Genomic DNA, 16,294 nt, shown 5'->3' with positions numbered 1-16,294 from the left:
AGGAGTTGTTTATGAAATTAACCGTATTAGGCGGGGGCGGCGTTCGCTCTGCGTTCCTGGCAAAATCTCTGGCATATAACGCGCACCGCATTGGTTTAACGGAAGTTGTATTTCTCGACAGCTCCGCTGAGAATCTGGCAATTTTTGGCGAAATCGCCCGCTATGTGTTTAATACGATTCGCCCGGATATTCACTTCAGCGTAACCAGCGACCCGGTGCCGGCACTCAAAAATAGCCACTATGTCATCACCACCCTGCGGGTAGGCGGCGATGAGAGTCGCATTCGCGACGAGCGTATCGCCCTGCAGCACAACACCCTGGGCCAGGAGACCACCGGCGCTGGCGGTTTCGCCATGGCGATGCGTTCCATTCCGGCGATTCTTCACTACTGCCGCCTGATTGAAGAGCACGCCGCCGGAGACGCTATTCTTTTTAACTTCACTAACCCGTCAGGGCTGGTCACCGAGGCGATTATCAAATCCGGCTTTAAGCGCCGGGTGTACGGCATCTGCGACGCGCCGTCGGAGCTGATTCGCGAGCTGCCGGCAATCCTCGGCTGCGACGAGCGCGATCTCGGCGTTGAGTGCTACGGGTTGAACCACTTCTCCTGGTTTACCCACTTCACCGTAAGCGGCGAGGATGTCACCGAGCGCCTGATTACCAGTCCTGAGCTGTATCGTAAGACGGCGATGCAGTATTTTTCGCCGGAGCTGGTTCAGCTATGCGATAAGCAACTGCTTAATGAATATCTTTACTACTACTACTATCGAGAAGTGGCTTTAAAAGCGATTCAGAACGCAGCGGAAACCCGCGGCGAGCAGATTGCCCGTATCAACCACGATATGCGCGAAGAGCTGCGGACCGTGGATGTGAAAGCCAACCCGGAAGCGGCGTTTACCATCTGGATGAAGCACTATCTGCGCCGGGAAAATAGCTATATGCAGAACGAGTCGCAGCAGGAAAAATTCCATACCCGCGAGCCGTTAACCTTAAAGCAGTTTATCGAGGAGCCGGATACCGGCGGCTACGCAGGGGTGGCGCTGGATATTCTGGAGGCGGTCAACAGCACCACCACCAAGCGTATTGTGGTGTCGATGCCCAACAACGGCACGCTGGACTTCCTGCGCCAGGACGACGTGATTGAGATCAGCTGCGATCTCAGTAAAGAGGGCCTGAAGCCGGTGACGCCGAAGCATGTGCCGACAGCGCAGAAAAACATGATCGCCAGCGTGAAGGAGTATGAGCGGCTGGCGGTGGCGGCGATTCTGCAGCGGGATAAGTCACTGGCGGTACGGGCGCTGATGGCGCATCCGCTGGTCGGCTCTTATTCGCTGGCAAAAGCGCTTGTTGAAGCTTATCTCGATGATAAGCAGTTCGCCGACTGGCAATAATCCCACCCTCGCGCCACCGCACTCCTCCCGGTGGCGCTGCGCTGACCGGGCTACGGGTTCACCACCGCCTGCGGGGCGGTAGCCCGGACAGGCGCCTCAGGCGCCGCCTCCGGGGCTCCCCGTGTGTGTAAACCACATCTTCAGCAGCCGCTCAAACCCGAGTATGCAGTAGCCAAAAAACGGGTTGCTCCAGTAAATATCATCATCGAATTTCTGCGGGTCGTGAATAATAAACGCCGTATCCGCCGCCTGCGCCAGCGGGCTTTGATAATCGCCGGTGAAGCAGACCAGATTAATCTTCTTCCCTTCCAGCGCCTTCACCCAGTTCAGCGCCGAACTGCTGCGCCCGGATTTGGAAATAATCCAGATCGAATCAAATTTGGCGGCGTTCTTCTGCTCAAGAATTTCGTAATCCGGCCACAGCGCCAGGCTGGCGTTTACCCCGGTCACCAAAAATTTATTGTAAATATACTGGGCGATCAGCTGCGAAAAGCCGCTGCCGTGAATCAAAATGCGATGATGTTGCAGGCTTTCCAGTAGAGGAGTTATCCGCTCTATCGGCTGAATGCTCATGTAGTCGATATCGTTGGTGACATCGAGTTTCGGCATGGTGATATTGAATTTAATAAAATAGACCAGCTCCAGCCAGCCGCTGAATTTCAGTTTCTTCGCCAACCGCACTAGCGAGGAAGGGTTGCTATAACAGTGTTCCGCGACGGCGCGGATCCCCTCGCGCACACATTGCTCAGGGTCATTCTGAATAAAACGCAGCACGGTCATTTCGGTTTTGCTTAGCTTAACGTCACGAAAAATGTTTTCTAAATCCATTCCGGGCTCCTCTCAGCGGTAAACTACGCTATCACCTGACGGCGCGAGTGTCTGTGGGGTGAATCACCAGAATGAAATGAACGTTACTTTTTCAGAAGAAATGGAATAAAAAAACCCTCTCCGCAAACGAAGAGGGCATAGCCTGTAGCCCCGGTAAGCGTCGCGCCACCGGGTTACCTGTCCGCAGACGGCTGTGGATCCGTAGCCCGGCTAAGCGCAGCGCGAGCCGGGGAGCAGCAGCGCAGATGCATCAGGTTCGGCACATTCCCCGGAGGCGGCGCCTGTCGCGCCTTGTCCGGGCTACGGGTCCGCAGATGGCTGTGAACCCGTGCTTCAGGAAGCAAAACTTACAGCGTGATGGTCAACGCATTGCCCTGCGCGGTCACCACCACGCCCAGCTCACTGCCTGCCTGAGCACCGCCCTGCACGCTAGCTACCTGCTGGATATTGCGCAGGCACAGCGTCCAGCCGCTGGCCTCGCCGTCACCGCTGACGGTAATGACATTGCCCTGGCGTTTCGCCTTCAGGGTAAAGACCACCGACCCGTCCGCTGCCGGCACCTGGCTGACCGCTTCGCGCCCATCTTCGAGATTAAACAGCTGGAAGGCGGTGCCTTCATTCCACGCGTAGTCCGGTTTCTGGTCATTGTTGCCCAACGCCAGCAGGGTGTTGTCACGCACGTACACCGGTAGGCTCAGCACATCATGATTCTGCTTATGCCAGCGGCTGCCCTGCGCTTCATCGTTGTGCCACAGATGGGTCCAGCGGCCTTCCGGCAGCCAAAACTGGACGTCGCCCGCTTCGCTAAACACCGGCGCCACCAGCACCGAATCCCCCAGCATGTACTGCCGGTCCAGATAGTCGCAGGCCGGGTCGTGCGGGAACTCCAGCATCATCGAACGCAGCATCGGCGTACCGAACTCGTTGGCCAGCGCCGCCTGACGGTACAGATACGGCATCATGCGGCATTTCAGCTGCGTGAAGTGGCGCACCACGTCGCAGGACTCGTCATCGTAGGCCCATGGCACACGATAGGATTTGCTGCCGTGCAGACGGCTGTGGCTCGACAGCAGGCCGAAGGCGCACCAGCGCTTGTAGACGTGGGCGGGCGCGGTGTTTTCGAAGCCGCCGATATCGTGGCTCCAGAACCCAAAACCGGACATGCCGATCGACAGGCCGCCGCGCAGGCTTTCCGCCATCGATTCATAGTTGGCGTAGCAGTCGCCGCCCCAGTGCACCGGGAACTGTTGCGCGCCCACCGAGGCGGAACGAGCGAACAGCACCGCTTCTTTCTCGCCAACGGTCTCTTTCAGCACGTTCCACACCAGCTCGTTATAGATGAAGGCGTAGTGGTTGTGCATTTTCTGCGGATCGGAACCATCAAACCACTGCACGTCGGTCGGAATACGCTCGCCGAAGTCGGTTTTGAAGCAGTCTACGCCCATCGCCACCAGGCCTTTCAGCTTGTCGGCATACCACTGGCAGGCTTGCGGATTGGTGAAGTCATAAATCGCCAGGCCCGGCTGCCATTTATCCCACTGCCACAATGAACCATCCGGACGTTTCAACAGATAGCCTTTCTCCTGGAGCTCTTTAAACACCGGTGAACGCTGGCCGATATACGGGTTGATCCACACGCAGACCTTCAGTCCTTTCTCTTTCAGGCGTTTAATCATCCCTTCCGGGTCAGGGAAGGTCACCGGATCCCACTCAAAATCGCACCACTGGAAGGCTTTCATCCAGAAACAGTCGAAATGGAACACGTGCAACGGCAGGTTGCGCTCTGCCATACCGTCAATAAAGCTGTTAACCGTCGCTTCATCGTAGTTGGTGGTAAACGAGGTGGTCAGCCACAGGCCGAAGGACCAGGCTGGCGGCAGCGCTGGACGCCCGGTAAACCGGGTATAGCGGTTCAGCACCTCTTTCGGAGTCGGGCCGTCGATGACGAAGTACTCCAGGTATTCCCCTTCGACGCTGAACTGCACCTTCGAGACTTTTTCGGAGCCGATTTCGAAAGAGACGCGCTCAGGATGATTCACCAGCACGCCGTAGCCGCGGTTAGTCAGGTAGAACGGGATATTTTTATACGACTGTTCGGTACTGGTGCCGCCGTCTTCGTTCCAGGTTTCGACCGTCTGGCCGTTACGCACCAGCGCGGTAAAGCGCTCGCCGAGGCCATAAACGGTGTCGCCGACGCCGAGATCCAGACGCTCGAACATATAGTTGCGATTCGTTTTGGTATCCTGCACGTAGCCGTCATTTTTCAGCTGGCTACCGGTAATACGCACGCCGTCACGCAGAAAATCCAGCGACCAGAAATCGCCTTTCGTGACGCGTGCGGTCAAATTGCCGCTTTTCAGCTCGGCATATTCAGCGCCATTATTAATCTCCACGTTCACGTCTTTCAGCACGTTCAGCGGGTAATGCGGGCCGTTGTTCAACGCGCCCTGGAAGTGCTCCATGCGTACGCCGATCACTCCTTCCTGTGGGGAGAAGAAGCGCACGGTAAAGAGCGGAACGTCCAGTTGGGCGGCGCGTTCGCGAACTTCGCGAGACGCCACATAGACGACCATCTCGTTACCTTGCTGCTCAACCTCATAGACCTGCACGGGTTGGATCAGATTGAGCCCTGGTTGAATAAGCCAGTTTCCATCACTGATTTTCATGAATAGCTTCCTCTTAGTTTTGCAATTCTTTGCCTGTCGGCGCTGAAGTGAAGTCGTGTTCGTTGCGGCGCGCGCCCTGAGCCAGTTCCGCCATCATCTTTTTCAGGAACGGCGTTTTCAGGGTGTAGTAGCGTTTCGCGATAACCGCGCTCAGCAGGTAGCAGACCGCCGGAGCAAGGGTGAACAATGAGATGATGATGGTGATAGTGGCGCTGTTCTGGGTTTTGGCCGCGGCATCGTAACCGCCGCCCGCCAGCATCCAGCCAATCAGCGCGCCGCCCAGCGCCAGGCCCAGCTTGAGCACGAACAGGGTGCCTGCAAAGCTGATGCCGGTCAGGCGTTTGCCGTTACACCATTCGCCGTAGTCGACGGTGTCGGACATCATTACCCACTGAATCGGCGTCACCAGCTGATGCAGCACGCCAATTACGAAGATAAAGGCGAACATGGTGATTTCGGCGTCCATCGGCACGAAGAACATCGCCACGCTCAGCGCCGCCAGCAGAGCATTGGTCCACCAGAAAACGCTGACTTTGCATTTCCAGTCGGTAAGCGGCTTCGCCAGCGCCGAGCCAATCAGGTTGCCGACGCAGTAGGTGGTGAGGAAGGCGGTGAACAGACCCGCGGATCCCATAATCCAGGTGGTGTAGTACATCATCGCGCCGCCGCGAACGCAGACCGCGAGAATATTGAGAATGGTCAGCAGGCCAACCACTCGCCACTGATCGTTGCGCCAGATATCACGCAGGTCTTCCCGCATCGAGGTAGAGCTCGGCGGCGCTTCGACGCGCTCTTTGGTAGTGAAGAAGCAAAACGCCAGCATCAGGAACGCGATCACCGAGAGCACCGCGATGCCGCCCTGGAAACCAAACGCTTTATCTTCGCCGCCGATAAAGTTCACCAACGGCATCATCAGGACGGTGGAGAGCATGCCGCCCGCCGTCGCCAGCACAAAGCGCCAGGACTGCAGGGAGATGCGCTGCGTCGGATTGTCGGTAATGACTCCGCCCAGCGCGCAGTAGGGGATGTTGACCACGGTGTAGAGCAGGGTCAGCAGCGTGTAGGTGACCGCGGCGTATATCAGCTTGCCGTTATGACTCAGGTCCGGCGAGCTGTAGGCCAGTACGCACACGAGACCGAACGGAATCGCTCCAAACAGTATCCACGGGCGGAATTTTCCCCATCGGCTACGGGTACGGTCGGCCAGCAGCCCCATGCAAGGGTCGGATATCGCGTCCAGCGCGCGGGCCAGCAGGAACATGGTACCGACATAGCCGGCAGGGATACCAAAGATATCGGTATAGAAAAACATCATATACAACATGACGTTATCGAAAATGATGTGGCTAGCGGCATCGCCCATGCCGTAGCCAATCTTCTCTTTGACGGACAAAATATGATCTTTCATCGCACACTCTTCTCTCAGCGCTACCGCGGGTTGGTACCGGTTACATGCTTTGTAAACCATCCGCGCTGTAAGATGAATTGCGATATCTCATAATCAAATTACGTTTCTTGTTTTATGTGATCCCGGTAGCCTGAAAGAGTGTGTAAAAGTGTAAGCCACGGATTTTGCAAGGGAATGTTTCAGAAGGTTCTGTAAAGTCCAGTTTTCACAGTAAAAAAGTGCCTTGGGGGATGTGGTTAATGCAGGAAAGTAGCTATAATGCGCCCGCCTCCATGTAGCAATCGAGGCGCGGAAGATCGTCATCTCCGGTGAGGTGGCTGGACTTCAAATCCAGTTGGGGCCGCCAGCGGTCCCGGGCAGGTTCAACTCCTGTGATCTTCCGCCAAAATTCCTCCGCAGCTATCCGAGAATATATAAAAATCCATTATTTTCAATATACATATCAAGTCACTCAATCCGTAACCGGCCGACAAGCTCCCCCTGAACCCGTGAAAAATATGTATAGTGATGTGTATAGACCTCTTATACACATTTTTGACTTATACACATGCCACTCACAGACATTCAAATTAAACGAGCAAAGCCCCAAGACAAGCCCTACACATTGAACGACGGGCAAGGCCTGTCATTACTCATCAATCCAGACGGCTCAAAGGGCTGGCGCTTCCGCTTTCGTTTTGCCGGTAAAGCGCGGCTAATGTCATTTGGCAGCTACGACCTTGTGAGCCTCGCAGAAGCACGTGAGAAACGCGATACGGCCCGTAAGCAGGTAGCAAACGGTATTGACCCAGTAGAGGAACGTAAAGCTCAAAAGCTGGCACAGCAACTCTCAACAGAAAACTCATTTGAAGCCATATGTCGAGAATGGCACGCCAGCAAAGCTGACCGCTGGACTGTGGCCTATCGTGAAGAAATCATCAAGACATTTGAGCAGGATGTGTTCCCGTTCATTGGTAAACGCCCTATCAGTGAAATCAAGCCGTTAGAACTGCTTGAAGTATTGCGACGAATAGAGAAGCGTGGGGCACTGGAGAAAACGCGTAAAGTACGCCAAAGATGCGGTGAAGTTTATCGCTACGCAATCATAACTGGCCGCGCTGAATACAATCCTGCTCCTGATTTAGCCATCGCTCTGGCTGTTCCTAAGCAAAAACATCATCCATTTCTATCTCCGAAGAATTGCCTCATTTTATTCGGGATCTAGAAGCGTATACCGGTAGCATCACCACCAAAAATGCTACGAAGATAGTCATGCTGACTGGTGTAAGAACGCAGGAGATGCACTTTGCTACATGGGATGAAGTTGATCTTGAGAAAGGGGTATGGGAGATCCTGCAGAAAGGATGAAAATGCGCAGACCGCATGTCGTACCTTTATCTACGCACGTTATTGAACTCTTTAAGCAACTCAAACCTATCACCGGCCATTATCCCTATATTTTTATCGGACGGAACAACCGTAGCAAACCAATCTCGAAGGAAAGTGTGTTACAAGTGATTGAGTTACTTGGCTACAAAGGGTGTGCTACAGGTCACGGATTTCGTCATACAATGTCGACAATCCTTCATGAACAAGGATTTGATAGTACATGGATTGAGATGCAGCTAGCGCACATAGATAAGAATAGAATCCGCGGCACTTATAATCATGCGTTATATCTCAAAGACAGAAGAATGATGTTAGAATGGTATGCAAATAAAATTTTAACGATAGTGGAAGAGAATTGATATATGGATTACATCATTGAAAATATGCAGTGGATTTTTTCTGGGATCGGTGTATTTGTGTTCACTATTATTTTTTATTTTTTATTTCAGAGAGAACGTAAAAAAAGCGGCAAATCTATTAAAATTAAAAACAAGGGTTCTAAAAACAATTTCAATATAGAGCAGAAATAATGCCTGGCAATAAGGGGGAGTTAATAAATATTAGGAATAAAGGCGATGGGAATACATTTAATATAATCCAAATTAATGGAGGAAATGCTCCTGACATATCTAAGCAATTGGGTTTTTTAGGTTTAGATATAATTGACAACACTAAAAAGTCTCTTGTTAGCGAGTTTTCTAGTGGGAATAACAATGTTTTACTTTGCTACCCCAATAAAGAAGATAAAATACTCGAGCCAATCATAGAAAAAATAAAAGCCGGGCTTTCGAATATCGGTGCAAATATCTTTGAGGGAAGTGGTAAAACACAACTTCCAGATGTACAAGGTTATCCACACATTGCTGAAATAGATTTTATTAAAAATTTGAAATGTGACAGTATAATAATATTTGTTTTAGATGAACTAACGCTTTCTCAATTAACCCTATTAAGCTATTACAAAATTGAATCAAACATTCAGCATGTTGATATAATTGCCATCCCTAGTGATAGCATTTTTAATTACGATAAGTTTTTATCGAATGGATTAATACAATACTGTGATGATAACAATTGCAAAGTAATTAAGTTATCCACTCTTGATGATGCAGAAGTTGAACGAGTAATAGCAAGAGTAAAAAACAGAAAAATGATACAGGCAAGGAGGGCATAATGCTTACTAAAGCTGATGCTTATGATTTTAATCACAAATTATTTATTTGGGCGCTTTCGGTTATTCAGCCAGCCTCACCCTATGAAGTCATTTCATATCTTTCCATTATTCTAAATGATAATGGAGTACTCCCTGCGAAAGATAAAATCAATGAGTACTTTAAGGCTCTAGCCAGTTCAGAATACATTAATCAGGTTTCGAAGAAAAACAATCTATATTCAATAAGCCTGAACGGGAATGAACAGTTAAGTCCAGAACTGAAGAAGTTGAGAGATAAATTAAGAATATATCTTCTTGACAAAACCAGAGTTGTTAGTAAAGTAAAAGTGCTGGCCTCAACTGAGTCAAAGAAAATGGGCGGTGCTTCGCCGTCTTCACAGTTAAGGTTTGTTTTAAAAGATGCTCCGCACCCAAGTGTTCCTTGGGCGCTCGGGGCCCTACCCAATCACCCAAGGAACACTTGGGTGCGGATCGCTGAGCAAATTAATTTTGGTTCGATGCTTAGTGAGGCCAGCAACACTGAAACTCATGTAAACCAAACACAACATACTATTTTCCCTCTCAATTATGGTTCATATAACTCTATAGATTATAATTTAATTGGCAATACTGGTCCGACAATCCTAGCGTCACTTATTGGAGTCAGTCCACACTTGATAGCAATCATGTCGATGAATCCAGACAAATACTATAGGTCATTTAAACTTAATAAAAAATCAGGTGGGCACAGAGAGATTCTTGCACCTAGAAAATTCATGAAAGTAATTCAATATTGGATTACTGATTACTTTCTTTTTCGCCTTAAAATACATGCTTCCTGCTATTCGTACAGAAAGGGAGTCAGCATAAAGGATAATGCAATAAATCATTTAAACAATGAATTCATTGCTAATATAGATGTCATCGACTTTTTTGGCACCATAAACAAAGATATGGTACAAAAATGTCTTATCAAAAATAAAATAGACATAAAGTTAGCTACGGCCATAACTGAGATAGTTACATTCAAGGGTTTTTTACCACAAGGCGCACCCAGCAGCCCTCAAATCTCCAATGCTATTCTATTTGATTTTGACAATAAAATATCCGAAGCGTGCTACGTAATCGGATGTGTTTACACGCGTTATGCTGATGATATAACCATTAGCGGCTCAAACAGAAATAATGTAATAAAGATGGTAAAGTCGGCCATGCAATGGTTAAACGAATCTGGATTTTCTGTCAATGATAAGAAGACAAGAATATCTTCGAAAAATAGCAGACAAATAGTGACAGGGATATTAGTCAATGACGTCATTAGACCGACCAGAAAGTACAGAAAAAGAGTTAGAGCTGCATTTGATCACGCACTTAAAGACAACGATCATAGCAAAGAGACTATTTATAAACTCAGTGGCCACCTTAATTATCTAAAGTCGTTTCAACAATACGGATATGAAGTAAACACCATTCAATATGAATTAATTTTAAAATATCTAAAGCGAAAGAACATATTAATTAAAATCTAACATATATGTTTTTTAGCACCTTAATGCTGGTTGTAGATTTTATGGGGCTGCTAATCTAGCGGTCCCTTTTCGTAGCCTAGCAATATCCACCCACAGATATGCCTTATAAAATTATTATTATAAATTGAGCGCGCAATGCTCTCCCCGCCACGCTGTATGTATCCCGCATAATCGTGCCATTCATATTTAGAGATCATCCGGCATAATCACTCTGCTGACGAAGGAGATCGCTATGCGTAAAGCCCGTTTTACTGAGCATCAGATCATCGCTGTGATTAAGTCGGTTGAAGCCGGATGAACCGTTAAAGACGTCTGCCGGGAGGCCGGTATCTCTGAAGCCACTTACTACAACTGGAAGTCCAGATACGGCGGTATGGAAGCTTCTGATATAAAAAAATCAAGGATCTTGAGGACGAGAACCGCCGTCTCAAACAGATGTTTGCCGACCTTAGCCAGGAGAACCGGGCGCTTAAAGACGTTATCGAAAAAAGCTTTAAAACCAGCCTTTAAGCGTGAGCGGGTCACTCATCTGATACGACATTTGGACTCAGTATTCGTCAGGCCTGTCGGAGTCTGAACCTGAGCAGAACGGTTTACCATTACCGTCCGGATACCACGCGTGACGAACCCGTTATTGTCGCGTTGCTGGCAGTGGCCGAGCGATACCCACGATACGGTTTTCCGAAACTTTTTCAGGTTTTGAGGCGGGAGGGACACCCGTGGAATCACAAAAGGATCCACCGTGTTTACTGTCTGCTGAAACTGAATTTTCGCCGTAAGGGCAAACAGCGGTTGCCGGTGCGTAATCCCTCTCCACTGGCCACGCCGGAAGCGCTAAACCAGAGCTGGTCTGTCGACTTTATGCATGATGCCCTGGTCTGTGGCCGTCGTTTTCGCACGTTCAATGTCGTTGATGACTTTAACCGTGAGGCGTTGTCGATTGAAATCGATCTGAATCTGCCAGCTCTGCGCGTGGTCCGTGTCCTCGACAGGATCGCGGCAAATCGCGGCTATCCGGTCATGTTACGCATGGATAATGGCCCGAAATTTATCTCACTGGCACTGGCTGAATGGGCAGAGAAACATGCAGTAAAACTGGAGTTTATCCAGCCGGGTAAGCCGACACAGAACGCTTTTATTGAGCGCTTGAACCGAACATACCGTACAGAAATACTCGATTTTTATCTGTTCAGAACGCTGAACGAAGTCCGGGAAATCACGGAGAAATGGTTATCAGAATATAACTGTGAACGCCCGCATGAGTCACTGAACAATATGACACCGGAGGAATACCGACAGCACCATTATTTGGCCGGGATCTCAAAAAATGCATGGAACTAAAATGGGTCTATTTACAACAAGAACACCCTCAGCCTGACCATGTTCGGCAAAGGGCTGTCATCGATGCTGAAAGAGTACGGACTCAATTACGCCAGGCGGCGAACAAATCAGGGGATGCAGACGAACCTTGCGCTCAAGGAAGAAAGCAACGCCGACTGGCTGCCCCGGTGCGATGAAACCACCGCGACATAACCTACCCGGAACGGCATCAGCCGGTCTTTTTTTATCTGAAATTCCGGAAAGTGAACAGTAAAGTGTTCACTGTTCACGGACTGTTTACCGTATATCACATTGAAATTAAAGATAAATAATGGTGAGTGAACAGTGTGAATAGTTTTCCGTAAAAAAAGTTTTTTTCGTAGTTTGAGCTTGTGCGAAAGATGAGTACATCCGCTCATGTGTATAGGGGTGTGTATATTATTGATGTGTTATATATTTTTAAAGCAATAAAAACATGCTGTTACGCATGTTTTTTGACTCCTGTGATCGCCAATTATCCTCCTATAGCCATTCGATACATCAAAAAATTCCGTTTAGTTCACTACCCCAGGAAAGTACCAAAATCATCCTAATTACATTAAAACAAAGCAATCCTATAAGGAATACTAACTTTTTTCACTAGAGTGTTTCTATCTCCATGATAGTCTATATGATTTAATTATAGACTTTCCCAGAGTGAATCACCCAACTCAATCAAAAAAGTAGTATATTGCGGCATGTTAGTATACCGGAAATAAAATTATCATATAATAGTCATTTTCAATTATTTTTAATACTGTGGTAATTTCCCATTATAGATATCATTAACAATGTTATTAATCTCTTTATATTTTATACCATACAATCCCGCATAATATTTACTTCCTTCTCCAGCAGGTTTAAAACTATAATCTTTAGTTTTAGCTGAAATATTCCTACTAATCACATGCATTGTTTCAACATATCCAAACCATTGTACTAATAAAACCTGTAATTGAAAAATAACTTTAACAAAGTTACTATCATGAATATATTCATTTAACCTCAAATAATGATGAGCAAGGACATTGTTAATCGATATATAGTCTGAGATTATTCTTTTTTCTTCTGAGTTAAATAATCTTTCAGATTTTATAAAGTCGTTATTAAATACAGTTATATTATCTATACCCTGAAGCCCCGGACTTTTTACTCCTTTACTCAAACCACCATTCTTAAGTATCTCAACCCAAAAATAAAACTCACTCTGTATACTATTTAAAATCAACTCACTTTTCTCAAACTGCGTTGATAAGTGGCGAATAACATTTAATTTATGTTTTTTCTCAGCTCTACAATTACTCCACCATGAGTATATAATTCCCAATAAAAAACCTGATAGAGTAAATATTGTGTTTATCAAAATATCCATAACTTCAATTACCTATAAAAACAGAAAGTAGGTTTATTAATTACTTTTACGTTCTAACCTCATCTTACAAGCCTCTTTCACCCACTTACTAAAATTCCCCTTTCCAGCAGTTTTCTCAATCTGTTCCAAAAGTTCATCTTCAAAACGGATGTTCTTTGTGGTGCTTTTGCTTCGATCGAAATTAGGTTTCTTTTTCTCTTGCATGGTAGGTACCACTCTGATTAAATGTGCATCCATATGGTACCTACCACATGAAACTTTAAAGTAAGCGACGCCCATAAGTGCGGCAACACTGATGAGCGTCTAACCACACCAACTATCAAGGAGTTGATTATGGCTGATTCGCATTCTACCCCAGACTTTGCCGTTTCCGGAACAGAGCGTCACCTGATTGTGGGATATCGCCCGCAAGGTCGGGACACCAGTACACCAAGTCCACCCTTTCCGGCAAGTGGTTACGTGCTGCGGGGTTCGATACCGGAAAGCGCTTCACGGTTAAGGTAATGGATGGCTGTATTGTCCTGCTGCCGCAGAGCGATAAGGAAGAAATGCTGAAAGCGGAGCTACTACAAATTCAGCAATCCTTTAAAAGCGTCAACAACACGCTTCATCTCGTCTGACGCCCAGAAATCTTCGCCTTCTTGATAGCCGCTCCCAAATGACGCCGGGTTAATCGACCGTCTAATGAAATTTAAGCTCTTCTGACATACTATGCGAACCAAAGCAGGTTAACCCGGAGGCTATATGGCAAATGAACACTTAACGTCGTCCCCGGCAGGTGAATTTGTTATGTTTGCCAGCGGTGATGGGAGAGTACGCGTTGAATGCCGCTTCGAGTCGGACACAATCTGGTTATCTCAAGCATCAATGGCTGATCTGTACGCTAAAGATGTGCGGACCATTAATGAGCATTTAATCAACATTTTTTCTGAGGGTGAGCTTGCTCAAAACTCAACCATCCGGAAATTCCGGATGGTTCGCCAGGAAGGAAAACGCCAAGTTTCCAGGGAGATAGAACACTATAACCTCGAAGCAATACTTGCCGTTGGCTATCGCGTTCGCTCCCCTCGCGGCACTCAGTTCCGCCAGTGGGCAACCCAGACGCTCCAGGAATATCTGATCAAAGGTTTTGTGATGGACGATGAGCGGCTGAAAAATCCGTCCGTTGGTTCATCGGCTGTACCCGATTACTTTGATGAGATGCTGGAGCGCATCCAAAATATTCGCGCCAGCGAACGCCGGGTTTATTTGCGGGTACGAGAGATATTTGCATTAGCCGCCGACTATCAACCATCGCTAAAAGAAACCGCGCAGTTTTTTCAAACCATCCAGAACAAGTTGCATTTTGCCTGTACCGGACATACCGCTGCTGAACTCATTCATCAGCGTGCTGACGCTAGCCAACCGCATATGGGACTGACCAGCTATAAAGGTGAAGAGGTGCATAAGGGGGACGTGACGGTGGCAAAAAATTATCTCTCTCAGGATGAGGTCAGCGAACTTAATCGCGTGGTTAACATGTGGCTGGATTTTGCCGAGGATCAGGCCCGTCGTCGTCGTCAGGTCTTTTTACGCGACTGGCAGGATAAGCTGGATCAGTTTCTGCAATTTAACGACCGCGAGGTTCTGCAAGGTGCAGGTAAAGTGAGTAAGCAAATGGCAGATGAAAAAGCACAGGCGGAATATAGTCAGTTTGCCGAGCAACAGCGGCGTTTAAAGGAAGCCGAGGGTGAGAAGGATATTGCTGCTTTGCTACAGTGGAAAACAGAGCCTAAAAAGTAGCACTGAGGATTCCAATTCTCACGAATAAAATCATTTGGCTAAACCTGTTTTATCTGCTGTGCTCACCTTTCTGCCGGGCGGCGCCTTGCCCGGCCTTACACGATGCGAGATTATCTTTGGGCCTGTGTAATTCCCACAGAGCTGCGCTGCATGGCGTTTAGTTATACAATCCCAACTTCTGTGATAGTTCACTCAGCTCACGCATCGCCTCCAGGCTTTTTTGTTTCCGCTGTTCCGCAGCCACCTTCTCCCGCACCAGCTCCGCCACCCTCTCCGGCTCCTCAGACGAAATCACCCGGCAATCGCATAATGCACAATATTCCCTAAAGCGCTGGCGGAACTTTATCTCTTCTTTTTCTTCGACCAGACCAAAGCCGCGCATCAGCTGGCGCGCGACCACTATGCGCGTAGCGATATCAATATCCTCTGAAGGCAATAGCAGGATGGAATACCCGGTCTGCCGCACAAGCTGTCGATTCCCGGCGACAATCTCCGGACAGACATCGGTGGCAAGAAATCCCGAGGAGAGCACCACCACTCGTTTTTCATGCGGATTCTCCGCCAGCAGGCGAGAGCATAGCGCGGCGTTATCACGCACATAACGTTCGTATCCATTACACTGAATATATTGTCGAATATTTAAAATCCGTTCGCAAAATTCGCTATCGAGATCGATAAGCTGGTAGCTCATCGCCTGCGCCAGCAGCGCTCCAACCGTGCTTTTTCCCACCCCGCCGGGGCCAATCAGAAATAGCGTATTCATCTTTATTCCTCGCGTCCGTGTGAAAGCATTATGTCAACAGAATACGCCAAATAATGCCGCGATCGCGGCCGTTTTTTGTTCACTTTCATCTCCCCAGCCAATCATTTCCATCCAATGTTTGCGTTATTCCCTTCACCTTTAAATCCTTACACTAACGGGATAACGTGGCTTAAAAAGGAGACCAATGATGACACCCGAACTCAAACACAGCTTCTCTATCACCATTCAGGTCGACAAACCGGTCATCGTTTCCCGCAGCCCGCAGAGCGGGAAACGTCAGCTGATCCCTATCCTCAGCGGAATCGTACGCGGTGAGCTCAACGGACACGTCTTACCCGGCGGCGTCGACAGCCAGATCATCGAGCCTGACGGCACCTGCCGCCTCTCCGCGCGCTATGCCTTACACGTGGAAGGAGGCACGGTATATATTGAAAACAACGGCATTCGCCGCCTACCCGAAGAGTATAAAGAACGTCTTTTTGGCGACGATATGCGCTTTTTTAGCGATATACCGCCGGAAGCGATCTATTTTCGTACCGTACCGACTTTCGAAGTGGATGCGCCGGCGCTGCGCTGGCTCACCACCTCGCTGTTTATCTGTTCCGGCGGCCGCTCCCAGGACGGCGTAACGCTCGATTTTTATCGCGTCCGCTGATTTTCACTTTTTCAATATAA

General features: G+C 48.4%; 11 protein-coding genes, 1 tRNA gene and 4 pseudogenes. 10 read left to right on the top strand and 6 right to left on the bottom strand.

Annotated features, from left to right (window positions below):
• Positions 1-11 precede the first annotated feature (11 nt).
• Entirely contained in the window at positions 12-1,391 is a 1,380-nt protein-coding gene (locus ABLV11_RS20205; RefSeq protein WP_004106983.1) for a glycoside hydrolase, read from the top strand.
• Positions 1,392-1,487: 96 nt separating this feature from the next.
• On the opposite strand, the gene ABLV11_RS20200 is transcribed toward ABLV11_RS20205, so the two are convergent.
• From ABLV11_RS20200 to ABLV11_RS20190, 3 genes are all read right to left on the bottom strand, one after another.
• Entirely contained in the window at positions 1,488-2,219 is a 732-nt protein-coding gene (locus ABLV11_RS20200; protein ID WP_017145224.1) for a MurR/RpiR family transcriptional regulator, read from the bottom strand.
• 347 nt (positions 2,220-2,566) lie between these two features.
• Positions 2,567-4,885 (bottom strand): alpha-xylosidase, encoded by a 2,319-nt coding sequence (gene yicI / locus ABLV11_RS20195; protein WP_004116514.1) that lies wholly within the window; start codon positions 4,883-4,885, stop codon positions 2,567-2,569.
• A 13-nt stretch (positions 4,886-4,898) separates the two neighbouring features.
• Positions 4,899-6,293, bottom strand: a complete 1,395-nt coding sequence (locus ABLV11_RS20190; RefSeq protein WP_004106990.1) for a glycoside-pentoside-hexuronide family transporter — start codon at positions 6,291-6,293, stop codon at positions 4,899-4,901.
• 290 nt (positions 6,294-6,583) lie between these two features.
• On the opposite strand from ABLV11_RS20190, the gene ABLV11_RS20185 reads away from it, so the two are divergent.
• From ABLV11_RS20185 to ABLV11_RS20160, 6 genes and pseudogenes are all read left to right on the top strand, one after another.
• Positions 6,584-6,678 (top strand) — tRNA-Sec (locus ABLV11_RS20185).
• Between the two features lie 162 nt (positions 6,679-6,840).
• Positions 6,841-8,020: pseudogene (locus tag ABLV11_RS20180) on the top strand (integrase arm-type DNA-binding domain-containing protein).
• Positions 8,021-8,190: 170 nt separating this feature from the next.
• The gene (locus ABLV11_RS20175; RefSeq protein ID WP_126487999.1) at positions 8,191-8,835 is read left to right on the top strand and encodes a hypothetical protein; all 645 of its coding nucleotides are present in this window, start codon (positions 8,191-8,193) and stop codon (positions 8,833-8,835) included.
• On the top strand, positions 8,835-10,343 hold the full coding sequence (locus ABLV11_RS20170; RefSeq protein WP_126487996.1) for a retron St85 family RNA-directed DNA polymerase: 1,509 nt from the start codon (positions 8,835-8,837) through the stop codon (positions 10,341-10,343). Before ABLV11_RS20175 ends, ABLV11_RS20170 begins: the two co-directional genes overlap by 1 nt.
• Before the next feature lie 232 nt (positions 10,344-10,575).
• Positions 10,576-11,684, top strand: a pseudogene (locus ABLV11_RS20165) (IS3 family transposase).
• An 18-nt stretch (positions 11,685-11,702) separates the two neighbouring features.
• A pseudogene (locus ABLV11_RS20160) lies at positions 11,703-11,876 on the top strand (primase-like DNA-binding domain-containing protein); the annotation flags it as partial.
• A gap of 577 nt (positions 11,877-12,453) precedes the next feature.
• On the opposite strand, the gene ABLV11_RS20155 reads toward ABLV11_RS20160, so the two are convergent.
• A complete protein-coding gene (locus ABLV11_RS20155) occupies positions 12,454-13,074 on the bottom strand; it encodes a hypothetical protein (RefSeq protein ID WP_126487993.1) in 621 nt (206 codons plus the stop codon).
• 36 nt (positions 13,075-13,110) lie between these two features.
• Positions 13,111-13,278, bottom strand: a complete 168-nt coding sequence (locus tag ABLV11_RS20150) for a YlcI/YnfO family protein (protein ID WP_126487991.1) — start codon at positions 13,276-13,278, stop codon at positions 13,111-13,113.
• Between the two features lie 129 nt (positions 13,279-13,407).
• Between ABLV11_RS20150 and ABLV11_RS20145 the strand changes: the two are divergent.
• A pseudogene (locus ABLV11_RS20145) lies at positions 13,408-13,694 on the top strand (SymE family type I addiction module toxin).
• A gap of 124 nt (positions 13,695-13,818) precedes the next feature.
• On the top strand, positions 13,819-14,856 hold the full coding sequence (gene rhuM / locus ABLV11_RS20140) for a RhuM family protein (protein ID WP_126487989.1): 1,038 nt from the start codon (positions 13,819-13,821) through the stop codon (positions 14,854-14,856).
• A 157-nt stretch (positions 14,857-15,013) separates the two neighbouring features.
• On the opposite strand, the gene ABLV11_RS20135 is transcribed toward rhuM, so the two are convergent.
• Entirely contained in the window at positions 15,014-15,619 is a 606-nt protein-coding gene (locus tag ABLV11_RS20135; RefSeq protein WP_126487987.1) for a shikimate kinase, read from the bottom strand.
• A 187-nt stretch (positions 15,620-15,806) separates the two neighbouring features.
• On the opposite strand from ABLV11_RS20135, the gene ABLV11_RS20130 reads away from it, so the two are divergent.
• Entirely contained in the window at positions 15,807-16,274 is a 468-nt protein-coding gene (locus ABLV11_RS20130; protein ID WP_004106996.1) for a DUF3237 domain-containing protein, read from the top strand.
• Positions 16,275-16,294 lie beyond the last annotated feature (20 nt).

Source organism: Klebsiella sp. GW_Kp181, assembly GCF_040062315.1.
GTDB classification, from domain to species: domain Bacteria; phylum Pseudomonadota; class Gammaproteobacteria; order Enterobacterales; family Enterobacteriaceae; genus Klebsiella; species Klebsiella oxytoca.
The sequence above is the reverse complement of the archived record's forward strand: the minus strand, read 5'-3'. Positions and strand labels throughout refer to the sequence as shown.

Coding starts and splice junctions, on each gene's coding strand:
- ABLV11_RS20205 (WP_004106983.1), top strand. CDS start 12: ATGAAATTAACCGTATTAGGCGGGGGCGGCGTTCGCTCTGCGTTCCTG.
- ABLV11_RS20200 (WP_017145224.1), bottom strand. CDS start 2,219: ATGGATTTAGAAAACATTTTTCGTGACGTTAAGCTAAGCAAAACCGAA.
- yicI (WP_004116514.1), bottom strand. CDS start 4,885: ATGAAAATCAGTGATGGAAACTGGCTTATTCAACCAGGGCTCAATCTG.
- ABLV11_RS20190 (WP_004106990.1), bottom strand. CDS start 6,293: ATGAAAGATCATATTTTGTCCGTCAAAGAGAAGATTGGCTACGGCATG.
- ABLV11_RS20175 (WP_126487999.1), top strand. CDS start 8,191: ATGCCTGGCAATAAGGGGGAGTTAATAAATATTAGGAATAAAGGCGAT.
- ABLV11_RS20170 (WP_126487996.1), top strand. CDS start 8,835: ATGCTTACTAAAGCTGATGCTTATGATTTTAATCACAAATTATTTATT.
- ABLV11_RS20155 (WP_126487993.1), bottom strand. CDS start 13,074: ATGGATATTTTGATAAACACAATATTTACTCTATCAGGTTTTTTATTG.
- ABLV11_RS20150 (WP_126487991.1), bottom strand. CDS start 13,278: ATGCAAGAGAAAAAGAAACCTAATTTCGATCGAAGCAAAAGCACCACA.
- rhuM (WP_126487989.1), top strand. CDS start 13,819: ATGGCAAATGAACACTTAACGTCGTCCCCGGCAGGTGAATTTGTTATG.
- ABLV11_RS20135 (WP_126487987.1), bottom strand. CDS start 15,619: ATGAATACGCTATTTCTGATTGGCCCCGGCGGGGTGGGAAAAAGCACG.
- ABLV11_RS20130 (WP_004106996.1), top strand. CDS start 15,807: ATGACACCCGAACTCAAACACAGCTTCTCTATCACCATTCAGGTCGAC.